This window comes from Streptomyces sp. NPDC045967, assembly GCF_056430495.1.
The window spans coordinates 41,954-60,783 of record NZ_JBWKLE010000022.1; the positions used below are offsets into that span (position 1 = coordinate 41,954).

Annotated in this window: 17 protein-coding genes; 14 read left to right on the forward strand and 3 right to left on the reverse strand. The window is 71.1% G+C overall.

Features of this window, described 5'->3' with window-relative positions:
* The first annotated feature begins 7 nt into the window (after nucleotides 1-7).
* The 8 genes from AC07FY_RS29190 to AC07FY_RS29225 all read left to right on the forward strand — a co-directional run bounded on the left by AC07FY_RS29190 (nucleotide 8) and on the right by AC07FY_RS29225 (nucleotide 9,503).
* Nucleotides 8-925, forward strand: coding sequence for a hydroxymethylglutaryl-CoA lyase (locus AC07FY_RS29190; RefSeq protein WP_479012276.1), 918 nt, complete (start codon nucleotides 8-10; stop codon nucleotides 923-925).
* 7 nt (nucleotides 926-932) lie between these two features.
* Complete coding sequence (locus AC07FY_RS29195; RefSeq protein ID WP_479012135.1) at nucleotides 933-2,093, forward strand: acyl-CoA dehydrogenase family protein; 1,161 nt, start codon at nucleotides 933-935, stop codon at nucleotides 2,091-2,093.
* 142 nt (nucleotides 2,094-2,235) lie between these two features.
* Nucleotides 2,236-3,273 carry an ABC transporter substrate-binding protein gene (locus AC07FY_RS29200; RefSeq protein ID WP_479012138.1) on the forward strand — a complete coding sequence of 346 codons (1,038 nt, stop codon included), beginning with the start codon at nucleotides 2,236-2,238 and terminating at the stop codon, nucleotides 3,271-3,273.
* Nucleotides 3,274-3,314: 41 nt separating this feature from the next.
* Nucleotides 3,315-4,214 carry a siderophore-interacting protein gene (locus AC07FY_RS29205; RefSeq protein ID WP_479012141.1) on the forward strand — a complete coding sequence of 300 codons (900 nt, stop codon included), beginning with the start codon at nucleotides 3,315-3,317 and terminating at the stop codon, nucleotides 4,212-4,214.
* 136 nt (nucleotides 4,215-4,350) lie between these two features.
* A complete protein-coding gene (locus tag AC07FY_RS29210; protein WP_479012144.1) occupies nucleotides 4,351-5,841 on the forward strand; it encodes a pyridoxal phosphate-dependent decarboxylase family protein in 1,491 nt (496 codons plus the stop codon).
* On the forward strand, nucleotides 5,825-7,126 hold the full coding sequence (locus AC07FY_RS29215) for a lysine N(6)-hydroxylase/L-ornithine N(5)-oxygenase family protein (RefSeq protein WP_479012147.1): 1,302 nt from the start codon (nucleotides 5,825-5,827) through the stop codon (nucleotides 7,124-7,126). The genes AC07FY_RS29210 and AC07FY_RS29215 overlap by 17 nt, the downstream gene beginning before the upstream one ends.
* The gene (locus AC07FY_RS29220) at nucleotides 7,123-7,725 is read left to right on the forward strand and encodes a GNAT family N-acetyltransferase (protein WP_479012150.1); all 603 of its coding nucleotides are present in this window, start codon (nucleotides 7,123-7,125) and stop codon (nucleotides 7,723-7,725) included. Before AC07FY_RS29215 ends, AC07FY_RS29220 begins: the two co-directional genes overlap by 4 nt.
* Nucleotides 7,722-9,503, forward strand: a complete 1,782-nt coding sequence (locus AC07FY_RS29225) for an IucA/IucC family protein (RefSeq protein ID WP_479012153.1) — start codon at nucleotides 7,722-7,724, stop codon at nucleotides 9,501-9,503. The genes AC07FY_RS29220 and AC07FY_RS29225 overlap by 4 nt, the downstream gene beginning before the upstream one ends.
* A gap of 76 nt (nucleotides 9,504-9,579) precedes the next feature.
* Here the strand turns inward: AC07FY_RS29225 and AC07FY_RS29230 are convergent, their stop codons facing one another.
* Nucleotides 9,580-11,166: a beta-N-acetylhexosaminidase gene (locus tag AC07FY_RS29230; protein ID WP_479012155.1), complete on the reverse strand. Its 1,587-nt coding sequence runs from the start codon at nucleotides 11,164-11,166 to the stop codon at nucleotides 9,580-9,582.
* A 52-nt stretch (nucleotides 11,167-11,218) separates the two neighbouring features.
* On the opposite strand from AC07FY_RS29230, the gene AC07FY_RS29235 reads away from it, so the two are divergent.
* The 3 genes from AC07FY_RS29235 to glmS all read left to right on the forward strand — a co-directional run bounded on the left by AC07FY_RS29235 (nucleotide 11,219) and on the right by glmS (nucleotide 14,431).
* Entirely contained in the window at nucleotides 11,219-12,172 is a 954-nt protein-coding gene (locus AC07FY_RS29235; RefSeq protein WP_479012158.1) for a DUF4429 domain-containing protein, read from the forward strand.
* Between the two features lie 97 nt (nucleotides 12,173-12,269).
* Nucleotides 12,270-12,545 carry a hypothetical protein gene (locus AC07FY_RS29240; protein ID WP_479012161.1) on the forward strand — a complete coding sequence of 92 codons (276 nt, stop codon included), beginning with the start codon at nucleotides 12,270-12,272 and terminating at the stop codon, nucleotides 12,543-12,545.
* Between the two features lie 68 nt (nucleotides 12,546-12,613).
* On the forward strand, nucleotides 12,614-14,431 hold the full coding sequence (glmS, locus tag AC07FY_RS29245; RefSeq protein WP_479012164.1) for a glutamine--fructose-6-phosphate transaminase (isomerizing): 1,818 nt from the start codon (nucleotides 12,614-12,616) through the stop codon (nucleotides 14,429-14,431).
* Nucleotides 14,432-14,505: 74 nt separating this feature from the next.
* Here the strand turns inward: glmS and AC07FY_RS29250 are convergent, their stop codons facing one another.
* Together AC07FY_RS29250 and AC07FY_RS29255 are read right to left on the reverse strand one after the other, a co-directional pair.
* On the reverse strand, nucleotides 14,506-15,075 hold the full coding sequence (locus AC07FY_RS29250) for an acetate uptake transporter (protein WP_479012166.1): 570 nt from the start codon (nucleotides 15,073-15,075) through the stop codon (nucleotides 14,506-14,508).
* 98 nt (nucleotides 15,076-15,173) lie between these two features.
* Nucleotides 15,174-15,707, reverse strand: a complete 534-nt coding sequence (locus tag AC07FY_RS29255; RefSeq protein ID WP_479012169.1) for a universal stress protein — start codon at nucleotides 15,705-15,707, stop codon at nucleotides 15,174-15,176.
* 322 nt (nucleotides 15,708-16,029) lie between these two features.
* On the opposite strand from AC07FY_RS29255, the gene AC07FY_RS29260 reads away from it, so the two are divergent.
* The 3 genes from AC07FY_RS29260 to orn all read left to right on the forward strand — a co-directional run bounded on the left by AC07FY_RS29260 (nucleotide 16,030) and on the right by orn (nucleotide 18,746).
* Nucleotides 16,030-16,479, forward strand: coding sequence for a hypothetical protein (locus AC07FY_RS29260; protein WP_479012172.1), 450 nt, complete (start codon nucleotides 16,030-16,032; stop codon nucleotides 16,477-16,479).
* A 376-nt stretch (nucleotides 16,480-16,855) separates the two neighbouring features.
* Nucleotides 16,856-18,028 carry a helix-turn-helix domain-containing protein gene (locus AC07FY_RS29265; RefSeq protein ID WP_479012175.1) on the forward strand — a complete coding sequence of 391 codons (1,173 nt, stop codon included), beginning with the start codon at nucleotides 16,856-16,858 and terminating at the stop codon, nucleotides 18,026-18,028.
* Between the two features lie 106 nt (nucleotides 18,029-18,134).
* Complete coding sequence (gene orn / locus AC07FY_RS29270; RefSeq protein WP_479012178.1) at nucleotides 18,135-18,746, forward strand: oligoribonuclease; 612 nt, start codon at nucleotides 18,135-18,137, stop codon at nucleotides 18,744-18,746.
* Nucleotides 18,747-18,830: the final 84 nt, after the last annotated feature.

Sequence of the window (18,830 nt, forward strand, 5' to 3'; positions counted from 1 at the left end):
CCTGCCCATGAGCGTCCCGGCGCCCGGCCTGCCGGCCCGGGTCCGGATCCACGAGGTCGGGGCCCGCGACGGGCTGCAGAACGAGAAGGGCGCCGTCCCGACGGCGGTCAAGGCGGAGTTCATCCACCGCCTGGCCGCCGCCGGACTGACCACCATCGAGGCGACCAGCTTCGTGCACCCGGCATGGGTGCCGCAGCTGGCCGACGCGGAGGAGCTCTTCCCGCTCCTCGGCGACCTGGACGCCGACCTCCCCGTGCTCGTCCCCAACGAGCGCGGCCTGGACCGCGCGCTCGCCCTGGGCGCCACCCGGATCGCCGTCTTCGGCTCCGCCACCGAGACCTTCGCCTCGCGCAACCTCAACCGCACGGTCGCGGAGTCCCTGGCCATGTTCGAGCCCGTCGTGGCCCGGGCCAAGGAGGGCGGGGCGCACGTCCGCGGCTACCTGTCGATGTGCTTCGGCGACCCCTGGGAGGGGCCGGTCCCCGTCGAGCAGGTGGTCCGCGTCGCCAAGGCCCTGCTCGACCTCGGCTGCGACGAGCTGAGCCTCGGCGACACCATCGGCGTCGCCACGCCCGGCCACGTCCAGGCCCTGCTGGCCGGGTTGGGTGGGGAGGGCGTGCCGGCCGACCGGATCGGCGTGCACTTCCACGACACCTACGGCCAAGCCCTGTCCAACACCCTCGCCGCGCTCCAGCACGGCGTGACCACGGTCGACGCCTCCGCCGGCGGCCTCGGCGGATGCCCGTACGCGAAGAGCGCCACCGGCAACCTCGCCACCGAGGACCTGGTGTGGATGCTCGACGGCCTCGGCATCGAGACCGGTGTCGACCTGGCCGCCCTCACCGCCACGAGCGTGTGGATGGCCGAGCAGTTGGGGCGGCCCAGCCCCTCCCGTACCGTCCGCGCCCTCTCCCACAAGGAGTAACGAAGACATGCCCCTCGACCACCGGCTCACCCCCGAGCACGAGGAACTCCGCCGTACCGTCGAGGAGTTCGCGCACGACGTCGTCGCGCCGAAGATCGGCGACCTGTACGAGCGCCACGAGTTCCCGTACGAGATCGTCCGCGAGATGGGCCGCATGGGCCTGTTCGGCCTGCCCTTCCCCGAGGAGTACGGCGGCATGGGCGGCGACTACCTCGCCCTCGGCATCGCCCTGGAGGAGCTGGCCCGCGTCGACTCCTCGGTCGCCATCACCCTGGAGGCCGGCGTCTCGCTCGGCGCCATGCCCCTCTACCTGTTCGGGACCGAGGAGCAGAAGCGGGAGTGGCTGCCGAAGATGTGCTCGGGCGAGGTGCTGGGTGCCTTCGGCCTGACCGAGCCCGGCGCCGGCAGCGACGCCGGCGGCACCCGCACCACCGCCGTCCGCGACGGCGGCGAGTGGGTTATCAACGGCTCCAAGTGCTTCATCACCAACTCCGGTACCGACATCACCGGCCTGGTCACCGTCACCGCCGTGACGGGCCGCAAGGCCGACGGCCGCCCGGAGATCTCCTCGATCATCGTCCCGTCCGGGACGCCGGGCTTCACCGTCGCCGCCCCCTACTCCAAGGTCGGCTGGAACGCCTCGGACACCCGCGAGCTGTCCTTCGACGGCGTACGCGTACCGCTCGCCAACCTGGTGGGCGAAGAGGGCCGCGGCTACGCCCAGTTCCTGCGGATCCTCGACGAGGGCCGGATCGCCATTTCCGCGCTCGCCACGGGCCTGGCCCAGGGCTGTGTGGACGAGTCGGTGAAGTACGCGAGGGAGCGGCACGCCTTCGGCAAGGCCATCGGCGACAACCAGGCCATCCAGTTCAAGCTGGCGGACATGGAGATGCGCGCCCACATGGCCCGGATCGGCTGGCGCGACGCGGCCTCCCGACTGGTGGCCGGTGAGCCGTTCAAGAAGGAGGCGGCGATCGCGAAGCTGTACTCCTCCACGGTGGCCGTGGACAACGCCCGGGACGCCACGCAGATCCACGGGGGCTACGGCTTCATGAACGAGTACCCGGTGGCGCGCATGTGGCGGGACTCGAAGATCCTGGAGATCGGCGAGGGCACCAGCGAGGTCCAGCGCATGCTCATCGCGCGCGAACTGGGCTTCGCCTCCTAGCCCCTGCGGCGGCGCGGTGCGCGCGTGTGACGGGGGCCCTAAAAAAACTTAGGGCCCCCTTACTGTTTTCGGCCAAGGTTAGGCTAACCTTCCCAGCGAACGGCTCAGGCGCCGCCCGGCACGCACGAAAACGGAAACCGACATGCCCAAGTCCCGAACCTCCTCCCTCACCCGCCGCGGATTCATCGCGGCAGGCGGCGCCCTCGGCCTCGTCGCGGCCCTGGCCGCGTGCGGCGGCACCGACTCGGCGAAGGGCGATGGCGGCAAGGACAAGGGCGCGGCGGCTTCGGGCCCCTGGACGTTCAAGGACGACCTCGGCAAGGAGGTCAGCACCAAGGCCAAGCCGAAGAACATCGTCGCCTTCACCGGCACCGCCGCCGCGCTGTACGACTACGGCGTCCCGGTCAAGGGCGTCTTCGGCCCGACCAGGACGGCGGACGGCAAGGCCGACGTCCAGGCCGGCTCGATGGACATCTCCAAGGTCGAGATCATCGGCAACGTCTACGACGACTTCAACGTGGAGAAGTACGCCTCCCTCCAGCCCGACCTGCTCGTCACCAACACCTGGGACGGCAGCTACTGGTACGTCCCCGAGGCGTCCAAGGACAAGATCCTGCAGCTGGCCCCGGCCGCCGCGATCTCCGTCGGCGGCGACGCCACCCTGGACAAGGCCCTGGAGCGCACCGCCGAGCTCGCCAAGTCCCTCGGCGCCGACCTGAACGACAAGAAGGCCGTCGACGCCAAGGCGCGCTTCGACGCGGCCGCCGCGAAGGTCCGCGAGGCCACGAAGGCCAACCCGGGCATCAAGGTCCTCGTCGGCTCCGGCTCCGCCGAGCTGTTCTACGTCTCCACTCCGGACACCTCGGCGGACCTGAAGTACTTCAAGTCCCTCGGCGTCGAGTTCGTCACCCCGGAGAAGCTGGACGAGGGCGGCTTCTTCGAGAGCCTCAGCTGGGAGAACGCCGGCAAGTACAAGGCCGACCTGGTCTTCCTCGACAACCGCACCGGCACCCTGCAGCCGGAGGACCTGAAGGCGAAGGCCACCTGGGCCGAGCTGCCGTCGGTCAAGGCGGGCCAGATCACCCCGCGCGTCACCGAGCCGATCTACTCGTACGACAAGTGCGCCGTGATCCTCGAGAACCTCGCGAAGGCCATCCAGAACGCCAAGAAGGTCAGCTGACCCGCATTCCGGCCTGACCGATCCCAGGGGGGACCCTCCGCATGACCGCCACCGCGTCCGACGTCCCGGCCGCCCTGCACTTCCGGTTCTTCGCACTGGAGGTGCTCCGCACGCGCCGCCTCGGGCACTCCTTCCTGCGCGTGACGTTCGGCGGGGAGTCCCTGGCGGAGTTCCGCTCGGGCGGCTTCGACCAGAGCCTGTCGCTCTTCCTGCCCCCGGCCGGCCGGGAGCACACCGAGCTCCCCTCCACCGACGCGGACACCTGGTTCGCCGCCTGGCGGGCGATGCCCGACGAGGAGCGGCCCGTGATGCGCTCCTACACGGTGCGCGAGCAGCGCCGGACGACCGGGGGCGTGGACGAGGTCGACATCGACTTCGTCCTGCACGGGGATTCCAGCCCCGCCTCGCACTGGGCGGGCCGGGCGGTGACCGGCCGCCGGATCCTGGCGATCGGCCCGGCCGTCGCGCAGAACAAGTCGGTCCGGTTCCAGCCGCCCGCGTCGGCCGACGCGGTCTGGATGTACGCGGACGAGACCGCCCTGCCGGCCGCCGCCGCGATCCTGGAACGGCTGCCGGCCGGGGTCCGGGTGCGGGCCTGGTTCGAGGTCCCGCACGAGGACGACCGGCTCACGCTGTCCGCCCCGGCGGGGGCGGACCTCACCTGGATCGTGCGCGAGGGCGACGGTCGCGACCGCACGGAGCAGGTGGTGGGCGCGCTGCGCGCGGCCGGACCGCTCGCCGCCGAAGCCCCGTACGTGTGGCTGGCGGGCGAGGCGGGCACGGTGCGCGCCACGCGCCGCCACTTCGTGCAGGAACGATCCGTCGACCGCCGCTCGGTGTGCTTCACCGGCTACTGGCGGCTGGGCGCGAGCGAGGAGCAGCTCCTCGCGGAGGCGTACGCGGGCAAGGCCCCGAGCGAGGACCCCGCTTCCGACCTGTAGTCACGTCCGCCCGGCCATACGGGCGTTGAGATGGGCCCCGGCACCACCGGGGCCCATCTCCATTTGGCCTAAAACTAAGGTTAGGCTAACCTAACGACAACACACCCCCCTTCTGCCCCTGCCCGGAGGAAAGTTGATGCGTTCGCATCTGCTGAACGAGACGACCGCGGACCTCTACCGGCGTTCCGTCACCGAGGGCGTCGCACGCGTCGCCGCCAAGCTCGCGACCACGGAGCGACCCCACACCGGTATCTCCGTCGACGAACTCGCCCCGGTCATCAACGGGATCGACCTGGACCGGCCGCTCGGCGACGCGGCGGCCGTCCTGGACGAGCTGGAGGACGTGTACCTGCGCGACGCGGTGTACTTCCATCACCCGCGCTACCTCGGCCACCTCAACTGCCCCGTCGTCATTCCGGCAGTGCTCGGCGAAGCGGTCCTCGCGGCCGTCAACTCCAGCCTCGACACCTGGGACCAGTCCATCGGCGGCACGCTCATCGAGCGCCGGCTCATCGACTGGACCGCCCAGCGCATCGGTCTCGGCCCCGCCGCGGACGGCGTCTTCACCTCCGGCGGCAGCCAGTCCAACTTCCACGCGCTGCTGCTCGCCCGGGACGAGGCCTGCCGCATCGTCCTGCAGAAGGAGCTCGACGCGGGCCGCGCGCTCACCAAGGCCGAACTCCTGCCGAAGCTGCGCATCTTCACCTCCGAGGCCAGCCACTTCAGCGTGAAGAAATCGGCCGCCATGCTCGGGCTCGGCTACGAGGCCGTCATCGCGGTCCCGGTCGACCGCAACCGCCGGATGGACACCTCGGTGCTCGCCCTGGAGCTCGAGGAGTGCGCCGCCGAGGGCCTGTTCCCCATGGCCGTCGTCGCCACCGCCGGCACCACCGACTTCGGGTCCATCGACCCGCTCCCCGAGATCGCCCGCCTGGCCGACCAGCACTCCGCGTGGATGCACGTGGACGCCGCCTACGGCTGCGGACTGCTGGCCTCCCCCACCCGCCGGCACCTCCTCGACGGCATCGAGCACGCCGACTCCGTCACCGTCGACTACCACAAGTCGTTCTTCCAGCCCGTCAGCTCCAGCGCCATGCTGGTGCGGGACCGCGACACCCTCCAGCACGCCACCTACTACGCGGACTACCTCAACCCGCGCCGCATGGCCGAGGAGCGCATCCCCAACCAGGTCGACAAGTCCATCCAGACCACGCGCCGCTTCGACGCCCTCAAGCTCTGGATGACCCTGCGCGTCATGGGCGCCGACGGCATCGGCTCGCTCTTCGACGAGGTCATCGACCTGGCCGCGGCCGGCTGGGACCTCATCGACGCCGACCCCCGCTTCGAGGTCGTCGTCAAGCCCCAGATCTCCACCCTGGTCTTCCGCTACGTCCCGCAGGGCGACCTGCCCCGGGACCTCGTCGACGAGGCCAACCTGCACGCCCGCAAGGCCCTGTTCGCCTCGGGCGAGGCCGTCGTCGCCGGCACCAAGGTGGACGGGGACCAGTACCTGAAGTTCACCCTCCTCAACCCGCAGACCACGACGGCCGACATCACGGCCGTACTCGACCTTCTCGCCGCACACGCCGAGCAGTTCCTGGGAGAATCCCTTGCCGTCCACCGCTGAGCCCCGTGACTTCATCGGCATCGGCCTCGGTCCCTTCAACCTGGGACTCGCCTGCCTGACCGCACCGATCGACGAGCTCGACGGCCTGTTCATCGAGTCGAAGCCGCACTTCGAGTGGCACGCCGGGATGTTCCTGGACGGCGCGCACCTGCAGACGCCCTTCATGTCGGACCTGGTCACCCTCGCCGACCCGACCTCGCCGTTCTCCTTCCTGAACTACCTGAAGGACCAGGACCGGCTGTACTCCTTCTACATCCGGGAGAACTTCTATCCGCTGCGGGCCGAGTACAACGACTACTGCCGCTGGGCCGCCGACCGGCTCGACAACGTCCTGTACTCCACCTCCGTCACCGAGGTCACCTACGACGAGCGGGCCGGCCTCTACGAGGTCCACACCGACCGGGGCGAGACCCACCGGGCCCGCCGCCTGGTCCTGGGCACCGGCACCCCGCCCTTCGTCCCGGGGGCATGCGCCGGCCTCGGCGGCGACTTCCTGCACAACTCCGCCTACATGCAGAACAAGGCGGAGCTGCAGAAGAAGAAGTCGATCACCCTGGTCGGCTCCGGGCAGAGCGCCGCGGAGATCTACTACGACCTCCTCGCCGAGATCGACGTGCACGGCTACCAGCTCAACTGGGTCACGCGCTCCCCGCGCTTCTTCCCGCTGGAGTACACGAAGCTGACGCTGGAGATGACCTCCCCCGAGTACGTGGACTACTTCCACGCCCTCCCCGAGGACACCCGCTACCGGCTCGAGACCCAGCAGAAGAACCTCTTCAAGGGCATCGACGGCGATCTGATCAACGCCATCTTCGACCTGCTCTACCAGAAGAAGGTCACCATGCCGGGCGCGGTGCCGACCACCCTGCTGACCAACACCTCGCTGAACAGCACGGCCTACGACACCACCACGGGCACCTACACCCTGGGACTGCGCCAGGAGGAGCAGGAGCGGGACTTCACCCTCTCCTGCGAGGGCCTGGTCCTGGCCACCGGCTACAAGTACACCGTCCCCGAGTTCCTCGCCCCGGTGCGCGAGCGGCTGAACTTCGACGGCCGGGGCCGCCTCGACGCCGCCCGCAACTACAGCGTCGACGCCGCGGGCCGCGAGGTGTACCTGCAGAACGGCACCACCCACAACCACTCCCTGACCTCCCCCGACCTGGGCATGGCCGCGTACCGCAACGCCTACATCGTCGGTGAGCTGCTCGGCCGCTCCTACTACAAGGTCGAGAAGTCCATCGCGTTCCAGCAGTTCGCAGCCCCGGAAGGCACGCACGCATGAGCACCACCGGCTCCATCTCCGAGATCCTGTACGCGCGTACCGACGCGTCCCTCGGCACCTTCGCCGTCCGCCCGCTGGACCCCCTCTCCGACGCGGAGCTCCTGCACGGCTGGGTCACCCACCCCAAGGCCGCGTTCTGGATGATGCAGGACGCCTCGCTGCCGGACGTGGAACGCGAGTACATGCGGATCGCCGCACACGAGCACCACCAGGCCTTCATCGGCCTGCACGAGGGCCGGCCCGCCTTCCTGATGGAGACCTACGACCCGTCCCGCCTGGAGCTCGTCGGCCTGTACGACGCCCTGCCAGGCGACGTCGGCATGCACTTCCTCGTCGCGCCGAGCGAGCAGCCGCTGCACGGGTTCACCCGCGCCGTCATCACCACCGTCATGGCGGCCGTGTTCGCCGACCCCGCCACCGAGCGCGTCGTGGTCGAACCCGACGTGCGCAACACCGCCGTGCACGCCCTGAACGAGGCCGTCGGCTTCGTGCCCGAGCGCCCGGTCCGCAAGCCGGAGAAGGAGGCCCTCCTCAGCTTCTGCACCCGCGCCCAGTTCGAGGCGGCCACCGGTCTCACCACCCAGGAGCCCTCGATATGAGCCTCGCCGACGCCGTCTCCCACCTCTCCCCCGAACTGTGGGACCGGGCCAACCGCGCCCTGGTCCGCAAGGCCCTGGCGGAGTTCTCCCACGAGCGCCTGCTGACCCCCGAGCCCCTGGACGGCGGCCGCTACTCGGTCCTGAGCGACGACTCCTCGGTGGAGTACCGCTTCGCGGCCACGCGGCACGCCCTGGACCACTGGTCGGTGGACGAGGCGTCCATCACCCGCCACCACGGCGGCGCCGAGCTCCCGCTGGACGCCCTCGACTTCCACATCGAGTTCCAGCGGTCCCTGGGACTCAGCGCCGAGGTCCTGCCCGTCTACCTGGAGGAGCTCTCCTCCACCCTGGCCGGCTCGGGCTACAAGTACACCAAGCCGCAGGTGTCCTCCGCCGTCCTCGCGAAGTCCTCCTTCCAGGACATCGAGACGGGCATGACCGAGGGCCACCCCTGCTTCGTGGCGAACAACGGCCGCCTCGGCTTCGGCGTCCACGAGTACCTCTCCTACGCCCCCGAGACGGCGAACCCGGTCCACCTCGTGTGGGTGGCCGCCCGCAAGGACGTCTCCACCTTCACGGCGGGCGCGGGCCTGGACCACGACTCGTTCATGCGCGCCGAGCTGGGCGACGACACGATCGCGGCCTTCTCCGCCCGGATGGCCGACCTCGGCCTGGACCTGGCGGACTACCACCTGTTCCCGGTGCACCCCTGGCAGTGGTGGAACAAGACCACGATCACCTTCGCCGCCGAGATCGCGAACCGCCGCCTGGTCCTGCTGGGCGAGGGCACCGACGCCTACCTGGCGCAGCAGTCGATCCGTACCTTCTTCAACACCAGCGCCCCCGGCAAGCACTACGTCAAGACGGCGATCTCGGTGCTGAACATGGGCTTCATGCGGGGCCTGTCCGCCGCGTACATGGAGGCCACCCCGGCCATCAACGACTGGCTCCACCAGCTCATCGGGGCCGACCCCGTGCTGCGGTCCGTCGACTTCTCGATCATCCGCGAGCGCGCGGCGATCGGCTACCACCACCGCCAGTACGAGCGGGCCACCGACCGGTACTCCCCCTACCGCAAGATGCTGGCCGCGCTCTGGCGCGAGTCCCCTGTGGACTCCCTCCGCGGAGAGGAGCGCCTGGCCACGATGGCCTCACTCCTCCACGTCGACTCCGAGGGCAGGTCCTTCGTCGGCGCCCTGATCGAGGAGTCGGGCCTCGACCCGGCCGCCTGGCTGCGCTCGTACCTGCGGGCCTACCTGGTCCCGCTCCTGCACTGCTTCTACCAGTACGACCTCGCCTACATGCCGCACGGCGAGAACACCATCCTCGTCATCGAGGGCGGCGTGGTGAAGCGGGCGATCTTCAAGGACATCGCCGAGGAGATCGTGGTCATGGACCCGGACGCGGTGCTGCCGCCCGCGGTCGAGCGGGTCCGGGCCGACATCCCGGAGGACATGAAGCTGCTGTCGATCTTCACCGACGTCTTCGACTGCTTCTTCCGCTTCCTCGGCCCGATCCTCGCGACGGAGGGCATCTGCGAGGAGGAGACCTTCTGGCGGGCGGTCGCGGACTGCGCCCACGAGTACCAGGACTCCGTGCCGGCCCTGGCGGAGCGTTTCGAGCGCTACGACCTGTTCGCCGAGGAGTTCCAGCTCTCCTGCCTCAACCGCCTCCAGCTGCGCAACAACAAGCAGATGGTCGACCTCTCCGACCCCTCCGCCGCGCTCCAGCTGATCGGCACCCTCGACAACCCCCTCGCGCCCTTCGCGCGGCGCTGACCGGGCCCGGGCGGGCAGCCGGCACGGTCCCCCGGCTGCCCGCCCACCCCTTCCCGACGGCGCACCGCCAGGACCGTCAGGACCACGGCACCCCGGGCGCCCGGTGGTAGTGGACGCCCGCGGCCTCCAGGCGGGGCCCCTGCGCCGCCAGGCGCCTGCCGTACGTCGCCCAGTCGAGGGCGGCGGCGGGCGACCAGCCCAGCTCCGCCAGCCCCAGCACCCGCGGGAACGCCATCAGCTCCCAGTCGGCCCGGGTGGCGATCGTCTCCGTCCACAGCGGCGCCTCCACCCCCAGGACCGCCGACTCCGGGACCCCGGCCAGATAGGCCCCCGGGTTCCAGGAGTAGGCGCGCTCCACGGGGACGAACCCGGCCCACGCCAGCCCCGGCTTCGTCGAGGCGTCGTACTTCATGTCCAGGTACAGCCGGTCCGAGGGCGACAGGATCAGCCGGTGCCCCGCCTCCGCGGCCGCCGCGACCCGCGCCTTCTCCGCCGCCGGGGTCCGGTCGTGCCCCCAGTACTGCAGCACCGCCCCCCGCGCCGGCCGCGCCGCCGCCAGCTGGTGCCAGGCGACCACCGTCTTGCCGTGGCGGGCCACCACCGCCTGCGCCCGGTCCATGAAGGCCGCGTAGTCCGCCGCCGGCGTGGCGTGGGCCTCGTCGCCGCCGATGTGCAGGTACCGGCCGGGCGTCAGCGCCGCCAGCTCGCCGAGCACCTGGTCGATGAACTCGTACGTCCGCTCCTTGGCCACGCAGAGTGAGCTGAAGCCGACCTTGGTCCCGGTGTACCGCTCCGGCGCCTTCCCGTCGCAGTTCAGCTCCGCGTAGGAGGCGAGCGCCGCGTGCGTGTGCCCCGGCATGTCGATCTCCGGGACCACGTCCACGTACCGCTCCGCCGCGTAGGCGACCAGTTCCCGGTACTCGTCCTTCGTCCAGTGCCCGCCCGGCCCGCCGCCGACCTCGCTCGCGCCGCCGTACTCCGCCAGCCGCGGCCAGGAGTCGACCGCCAGCCGCCAGCCCTGGTCGTCGGTGAGGTGCACGTGCAGGGTGTTGACCTTGTAGGGGACGAGCTGGTCGATGTACCTCTTCACCTGGTCCACCGTGAAGAAGTGCCGTGCGATGTCGACCATCGCGCCCCGGTAGGCGAAGCGCGGCCGGTCCAGGACCGTCCCCCCGGGCACCGTCCCCGGCCCCGTCACCGGTACGAGCTGGCGCAGTGTCTGACCGGCGTGGAAGAGCCCGGCCGGCGTGCGCGCGGTGAGGGTGATCCCGTCCGGTCCGGATTCCAGCCGGTACCCCTCCTCCCCGACCCCCTCGGCCGCGTCGTCGATCCGCAGCCGGATCCCGTCCCCCCAGGTTCCGTCGACCACCGGCAGCGGCAGCCCGCTGGGGCCGCGCAGCTGCTCGGCGAGGAGCTCGCCGACCCGCCGGACCTCCTCACCGGACCGGCCGGTACGGATGACCGTGCCCGGCCCGAAGGAGTAGCCGGGGCCTTCGGCGCGGGCGGAGACGGGAGCCGGCAGGAGCCGCTCGAAGGGGGCCAGGGCGGCGGGCGGGTCGTCGCCCGGTCTGGCGTCGTCCCCCCGGGCGGCGGCGCAGGACACCACCGAGCCGAGGGCGGACAGGACGAGGAGGGTGCCGAGCGTGCGTCGCAGGACTCTCATGGGTCAGGTATAGGGCCCCTGGGGGCCCGGCGGCCGGTGCGAGAATCGGCGGATGGCGGAAATCATCCAGAAGGACGGCACGTGGACCTTCGACGGCGACACGGTGCGCATCGTGCCGGGCCGCGACAAGGGGGTGGGCCTGCTGCGCCAGACGCTCGGTGAAGTCGCCGTACCGCTGCGCGCGCTGGCCGGGGTCAGCTTCGAACCGGGTCGCAAGGCGGGCCGGCTGCGGCTGCGCCTGCGCGACGGCGCGGACCCGCTGCTCCAGGTGACGGGCGGGCGGCTGCCGGAGTCCTCCGATCCCTACCGGTTGAGCGTGGAGGCGGACCGCACCGGGGTGGCGGAGTACTTCGTGGACGAGGTGCGCAACGCCCTCCTGCTGGACCAGGTGGAGACCGGGCCCACCGGTGCCTACCTGCTGCCGGGCCCCCCGGTGCCGATCACGGCGGCGGCGGGCGACGGGACCGCGGCCTTCGACGGGGACCGGGTGTCCCTGGAGTGGAACTGGACGGCCGAGGAGGCCAAGCGCTCCGGCGGGACGCGGGAGTTCCGGGTGGCGGACCTGCGGTCGGTCGAGTGGTCCCCCTCGAAGGGGCTGGGCAGCGGCTGGCTGCGGTTCGTCCCCGCGGGCGTCACCGCGCCCGCCTCGCCGAAGTACGACCCCTTCACGGTGGAGCTCTTCGGTTTCAAGAACGACCCGCTGATGGCCCTGGTCGCGGCGGCGGTGGCGGCCCGGATGCCCCACCCGTCGGCGGCCGCGGCCGAGCCGCCGGCGCCCGGCGGAGCCCTGGCCGGCCCGGCGGCCGCGCAGTCGGCCTCCTCGGCGGCCGCGTTCTCCGCGGCGGCGTCCCCGGCGGTGAACGGATCCGGCGCGGCGGGGGAGAGCGCGGCCGACCACGACGCGCTGCTGCGCCGGCTGCGGGAGCTCGGGGAGCTGCACCAGGCCGGGGTGCTCACCGCGGAGGAGTTCACGGCGGCCAAGCAGGCCGTTCTGCGGAGCTTTTGACCGGATTCTCCCATTCCACTGGTCCAGACCAGAAAGATCCTGCCCGATTCCGGGCAGGATCTTTGCGTTCACCGCTTCAACCCGCCAGTATCTACGGGTGCTCGATCGCCGCCCGTCGCATGACGACCTCGTCGACCACCTGGTGCGCAGCACCTCGCTGCAGCGGGGTGAAGCCACCCGGGTGGTGCTCGACGTGCTCGCGTACTTCGACGAGACGACCGAGGAGTTCGTCCGCCGCCGCCACCGGGAACTGCAGTCCGGCGGAGCGGTCAACGCGGAGATCTTCGAGCGGATCGCGGCCGAGCTGCCGCACCGCGCCGTGGCGCCTCCGGAGCTCTCCCTCCGGCAGCTGCGCCGCATCGTCTACGGCTGACACGCGTCGACCACGGCCGGGACCCGGCCACCCGAGCACACACCGAACTTCAGGAGGGGCAGAACCGTATGTGCGGAATCGTCGGTTACATCGGCAAGCGTGACGTTGCACCACTGCTGCTGGAAGGTCTGCAGCGCCTCGAGTACCGCGGCTACGACTCGGCGGGCATCGTCGTCAACAGCCCGAAGGCGGCGGCGCTGAAGGTCGTCAAGGCCAAGGGCCGGGTGCGCGAGCTGGAGTCCCGCGTGCCCAAGCGCTTCGCCGGCACCACCGGCATCGCCCACACCCGCTGGGCCACGCACGGCGCCCCGAGCGACATCAACTCCCACCCGCACCTGGACGCCGAGAACAAGGTCGCCGTCGTCCACAACGGCATCGTGGACAACGCCTCCGAGCTGCGCGCCAAGCTCGAGGCCGACGGCGTCGTCTTCGTCTCGGAGACCGACACCGAGGTGATCGTCCACCTGATCGCCCGCTCGCTGGCCGACTCCCTGGAGGAGAAGGTCCGCGAGGCGGTCAAGGCGATCGAGGGCACCTACGGCATCGCGGTCATGCACGCCGACTTCGCCGACCGCATCGTCGTCGCCCGCAACGGCTCCCCCGTGGTCCTCGGCATCGGCGAGAAGGAGATGTTCGTCGCCTCGGACGTCGCCGCCCTGGTCGCCCACACCCGCCAGGTCGTCACCCTCGACGACGGCGAGATGGCCACCCTGAAGGCCGACGACTTCCGCACCTACACCACCAGCGGCGCCACCACCACCGCCACCCCCGAGACCGTCGAGTGGGAGGCCGCCTCCTACGACATGGGCGGCCACGACACCTACATGCACAAGGAGATCTCCGAGCAGCCCGACGCGGTCGACCGCGTGCTGCGCGGCCGGATCGACGACCGCTTCAACACCGTCCACCTGGGCGGCCTGAACCTCGACCCGCGCGAGGCGCGCGGCATCCGCCGGGTCAAGATCCTGGGCTGCGGCACCTCCTACCACGCGGGCCTGATCGGCGCCGGCCTCATCGAGGGCATGGCCCGCATCCCCGCGGACGCCGAGCCGGCCTCCGAGTTCCGCTACCGCAACCCGGTCGTGGACCCCGACACCCTCTACATCGCGGTCTCCCAGTCCGGTGAGACCTACGACGTGCTCGCGGCCGTGCAGGAGCTCAAGCGCAAGGGCGCCCGCGTCCTCGGCGTCGTCAACGTGGTCGGCTCCGCCATCGCCCGCGAGGCCGACGGCGGCGTGTACGTGCACGCCGGGCCCGAGGTCTGCGTCGTGTCCACCAAGTGCTTCACCAACACCGTCGTGGCCTTCGCGCTGCTCGCCGTGCACCTCGGCCGCATCCGGGACCTGTCGGTCACCGACGGCAAGCGGATCATCGAGGGCCTGCGCCGGCTGCCCGCGCAGATCCAGGAGATCCTCGACGGCGAGGCGGAGATCAAGAAGCTGGCGGCCGAGTTCGCCGAGGCCAAGTCGATGATGTTCATCGGCCGGGTGCGCGGCTACCCGGTCGCGCTGGAGGCCTCCCTCAAGCTGAAGGAGATCTCCTACATCCACGCCGAGGCCTATCCGGCCTCCGAGCTCAAGCACGGCCCCCTCGCACTGATCGAGCCCTCCCTGCCGACCGTCGCGATCGTCCCGGACGACGACCTGCTGGAGAAGAACCGCGCGGCGCTGGAGGAGATCAAGGCACGCAGCGGCCGGATCCTGGCCGTCGCGCACCGCGAGCAGGAGAAGGCGGACCACACCATCGTGGTCCCCAAGAACGAGGACGAGCTGGACCCGATCCTGATGGGCATCCCGCTCCAGCTGCTGGCCTACCACACGGCCCTCGCCATGGGCCGGGACATCGACAAGCCGCGCAACCTGGCGAAGTCGGTCACCGTCGAGTAGCCGACGGCCCGTCCGCCGAGAGGCATACCAAGACCCCCGTGCGCGGTGCGCACGGGGGTCTTGGCAACGGATGCTCAGCCCGCGGCGACCGCACCGCGGCGCGAGGACCTGCCGAGGGCCATCGGCCAGTGCGCCACGGCCGCGGTGGCTCCGTACCAGGCCAGCAGCCCGGTCACGGCGGCGACCCAGCCGCCGGCCTTGGCGAGCACGTCGCTCCCGGCGAACGCGGCGATGGCCAGCAGGAGGAGGGACAACGTCAGCAGGGCGTAGACGACCTGGCCGAACAGACCGCTCGCGGCGGCGACCGTGAGGGTCAGCGCGAGCAGGGCGAAGAGGACCAGGAACGATCCGGCGGCCTCCCCGGAGACCGACGCCCCCGCACCCTTGGCCCAGGTGAACCAGAAGACGCCGAGGCCCGCGAACGCGGTGCCGTGGAACCCGTCGCCGCCGCGGTACTCCAGGAGCCCGAGGAGGAAGAGGGCCGCGCCGCCGACGTACATCGCGAGCGACACGGAGCTGGCGGCGGACACTCCGTCGATGACACCGGTGTGTCCGACACCGAACGCGAGAAGGGTGAGTCCGAGGGCTGTGTTGCCCAGGGTCGAGGTCGAGGCCGTGTTTCCCGCAGAGACACCGTTGTCCACGGCGGGCTCCCTTCGATCTGCAGTTGTTTGCTGCGTCCCAGCAGCATTTATCTACCCTTTACAGGGGTGCACAACCGCACAAGCCACTTAACAGAGGGTCACGGAATGACAACGACGGGTCTCTGCGCGCGCTTGGCCAGCCGGCCCGCGACCGACCCGAAGAGCCGGCCCACGATCCCGTGCGTGGAGCCCACGACGATGGCGTCGGCCGAATACTCCCGGCCGACCTCCTCCAGCTCATGGCAGATGTCACCGCCCCGCTCGACCAGGATCCATGGCACTTCGGCCAAGTAGTCCGCGCACGCGAGCTCCAGCCCGAGCACCTCGGTGCGGTGGTCCGGAACGTCCACGAAGACGGGGGGCTCGCAGCCGGCCCAGACGGTGGTGGGCAGCCGGTTGGCCACATGGACGATGATCAGGCCGGAACCGGAGCGACGGGCCATGCCGATCGCGTACGCGAGCGCGCGCTCACTGGAGGTGGAACCGTCGAATCCCACGACCACCCCGTGCCGGAAGGCCGGATCACACGGGTGGCGCGTCTGTTCCACCGCGCGCAGATCGGCGGCCGACGCGGGATCGGCGACCCGTTTGCGCTTGCGGTCCGCGGGTTCGGAGAATTCGTGACCGGCCATGGGTGTCTCGGCGAGGAGGTCCTTGGAGGAAGCAACAGGGGGAAATTCGGCGACGCTGGGTGACGGAGCTCTGTCCGGGAAGCATCTTCCCCAGCCCCTACCCACCAGGGTACGGCGACACGCCTGTCCTGCACAGGGCTTGCCGCCCTTGGAGAGCGTCCCAGGGAGCATGCCGGAGCGAGCGCGCCTTGGCAATGGCCGCTGCCCCCTACAGCCAGTGACGACGGGGCCCGGCGCCACCCGTGCGCGCAGTGACCGAGCCCGGCCGGACGGCGTTGGACACGGGTCCGACCGTCCAGGAAGAGCCCGCAGGGAGCACGCCGTGCCCGGCCATCCGGTACACCCCGTCCAGCCAGCTCAGCCGACGCAGCCCGCCCGCCCGCACACCGCCGCCGCCCCGCCGCACTCCTCTCCCCCGCCCTCCGTCCTTCACCCGTCCGTGCGTCCCGCCCAGCGCCGTTCCGACGACCCCGCGGGTGACGTGGTGCGCTGGGCCGCCTTCAGCTGCCTGCTCGTCCCCGTCGTCCTGGTCGTGTACGGGACCTCCTTCGGCGGGGCGGCGGTCGCCACGCTGGGCCTCCTCGCCGTGACGGCGGCCTGCCGGGCGCTGCTGCGCCACTCGGAGCGGATGGAACGAACCACCGCCCCGGTCCGGACGAGGGAACGCCCGCCGGCCGGGCCGCGCGGCCGGCACTCGCGCGGCGGCGGGACGGGTGCACATCGCGTCTGCGGCGGCTCCGGCCCCCGCACGGGGCCGACCCCGCACGACTGACTCATTCGCACACCCACACCCGCACGTTTTCAGCCAACTTCCCGGCAGGATGCCCCTCTTGCCGGAATGTCCCCCCAACCCCCCCACCACCAGCGACGACAACCACCGGAGCGCGCGGCGACCCTACGGGTACTGGCCACGACCGGACGAGACCCTTCCCACGCGGGTAGCGGAGCGGAACGCTTACTGATCGAATGCTTTTCGCCAAGTTGAGAAGTCGACATAGCGCTGCGTGCTGAACTTGTCACGCCGACACCACGGGACGCAGTAGATTCGATCATGCTTTTACGGCGGGGGATCCACGTGCAAGGCCGAGGGGAAACGTGCAGGTGCGACCAGACCAAGGAGTCGCGACACCCAAGGGGGGCTTAGCGCCATGAGCCAGGATTCCACCGCCGTCGTCGCGGACGCCGGCAGGAAGCTCGCGGGGCGTCGCCGCAGGGAGATCGTCGCGGTGCTGCTCTTCAGCGGCGGACCGATCTTCGAGAGCTCCATTCCACTCTCCGTGTTCGGCATTGACCGGCAGGACGCGGGAGTTCCACGCTACCGACTGCTCGTGTGCGCCGGTGAGGACGGTCCGCTCAGGACCACCGGCGGACTCGAACTGACCGCGCCGTACGGGTTGGAGGCGATCGCCCGGGCAGGGACGGTCGTCGTGCCCGCATGGCGTTCCATCACTTCGCCACCTCCTCCGGAGGCGCTCGACGCACTGCGTCTGGCGCACGAGGAGGGCGCCCGGATCGTCGGACTGTGCACGGGGGCCTTCGTGCTCGCCGCCGCCGGCCTGCTCGACGGGCGGCCCGCGACGACGCACTGGATGTACGCGCCGACGCTGGCCAAGCGCTACCCGTCCGTCCACGTCGATCCGCGCGAGCTGTTCGTCGACGACGGGGACGTCCTCACCTCCGCGGGCACCGCGGCCGGAATCGACCTGTGCCTGCACATCGTGCGCACGGACCACGGCAGCGAGGCGGCCGGGGCCCTGGCCCGCAGGCTCGTCGTGCCGCCGCGCCGCACGGGCGGACAGGAGCGCTACCTCGACCGGTCGCTGCCGGAGGAGATCGGTGCCGACCCGCTGGCCGAGGTCGTCGCGTGGGCGCTGGAGCACCTCCACGAGCAGTTCGACGTGGAGACCCTGGCTGCCCGCGCCTACATGAGCCGGCGCACCTTCGACCGGCGGTTCCGCTCACTGACCGGCAGCGCGCCGCTCCAGTGGCTGATCACGCAGCGGGTGCTCCAGGCCCAGCGGCTGCTGGAAACCTCCGACTACTCCGTCGACGAGGTCGCCGGACGCTGCGGGTTCCGTTCGCCGGTCGCCCTGCGCGGGCACTTCCGGCGGCAGCTCGGGTCCTCCCCGGCCGCCTACCGCTCGGCCTACCGGGCTCGGCGGCCGCAGGGCGACGTGGCCCAGGTGTCCCAGCTCTCGGAGAGCCCCGTGCCGCACCAGCGCACTCCGCAGCCCCAGCGGGCGGCGGCGGCCCTGGCCGCGGCGGGCCCGACGGTGACGGAGCTCTACGCCCCCGGCCGGGTCCTGCGGGAACACGCGTAACCCGCACAACGGGTGCGACGAGCGAAGGTCCTCCACCGGTCACCGCCGATGGGGGACCTTCCGCTGATGCGGTCCGGCCCCGAGCCGACCGCATAAGGTGGGACACATGAACGATCGCATGGTGTGGATCGACTGCGAGATGACCGGGCTCTCGTTGACGGACGACGCACTTATCGAGGTGGCCGCACTGGTCACCGACTCGGATCTCAACGTGCTCGGCGACGGCGTGGACATCGTGATCCGCCCGCCGGACGCGGCCCTGGAGACCATGCCCGACGTGGTGCGCCAGATGCACACCGCCTCCGGCTTGCTCGACGAGCTGGCCGGCGGGACGACCCTGGCGGACGCCGAGGCGCAGGTCCTGGCCTACGTGCGCAAGCACGTCAAGGAGCCCCGCAAGGCGCCGCTGTGCGGGAACTCGGTCGGTACCGACCGCGGCTTCCTGCTGCGCGACATGGCCGCGCTGGAGAGCTACATGCACTACCGGATCGTGGACGTGTCCTCGGTCAAGGAGCTGGCACGCCGCTGGTACCCGCGGGCGTACTTCAACAGCCCGCCGAAGAACGGCAACCACCGGGCGCTGGCGGACATCCGGGAGTCCATCGCCGAGCTGCGCTACTACCGGGAGGCGGTCTTCGTCCCGCAGCCCGGGCCCGACTCCGACACCGCCCGCGGCATCGCCGCCAAGTACGTGCTGCCCGCCGAACCCGCCCACTAGCTCCTGTCGTCACAGTGGCGCCGGTCAGGCCCTCGGCGTCCGGTGCCGTGCACCGCACGGCAAAGGGGCGCCCGTGTACTGGAG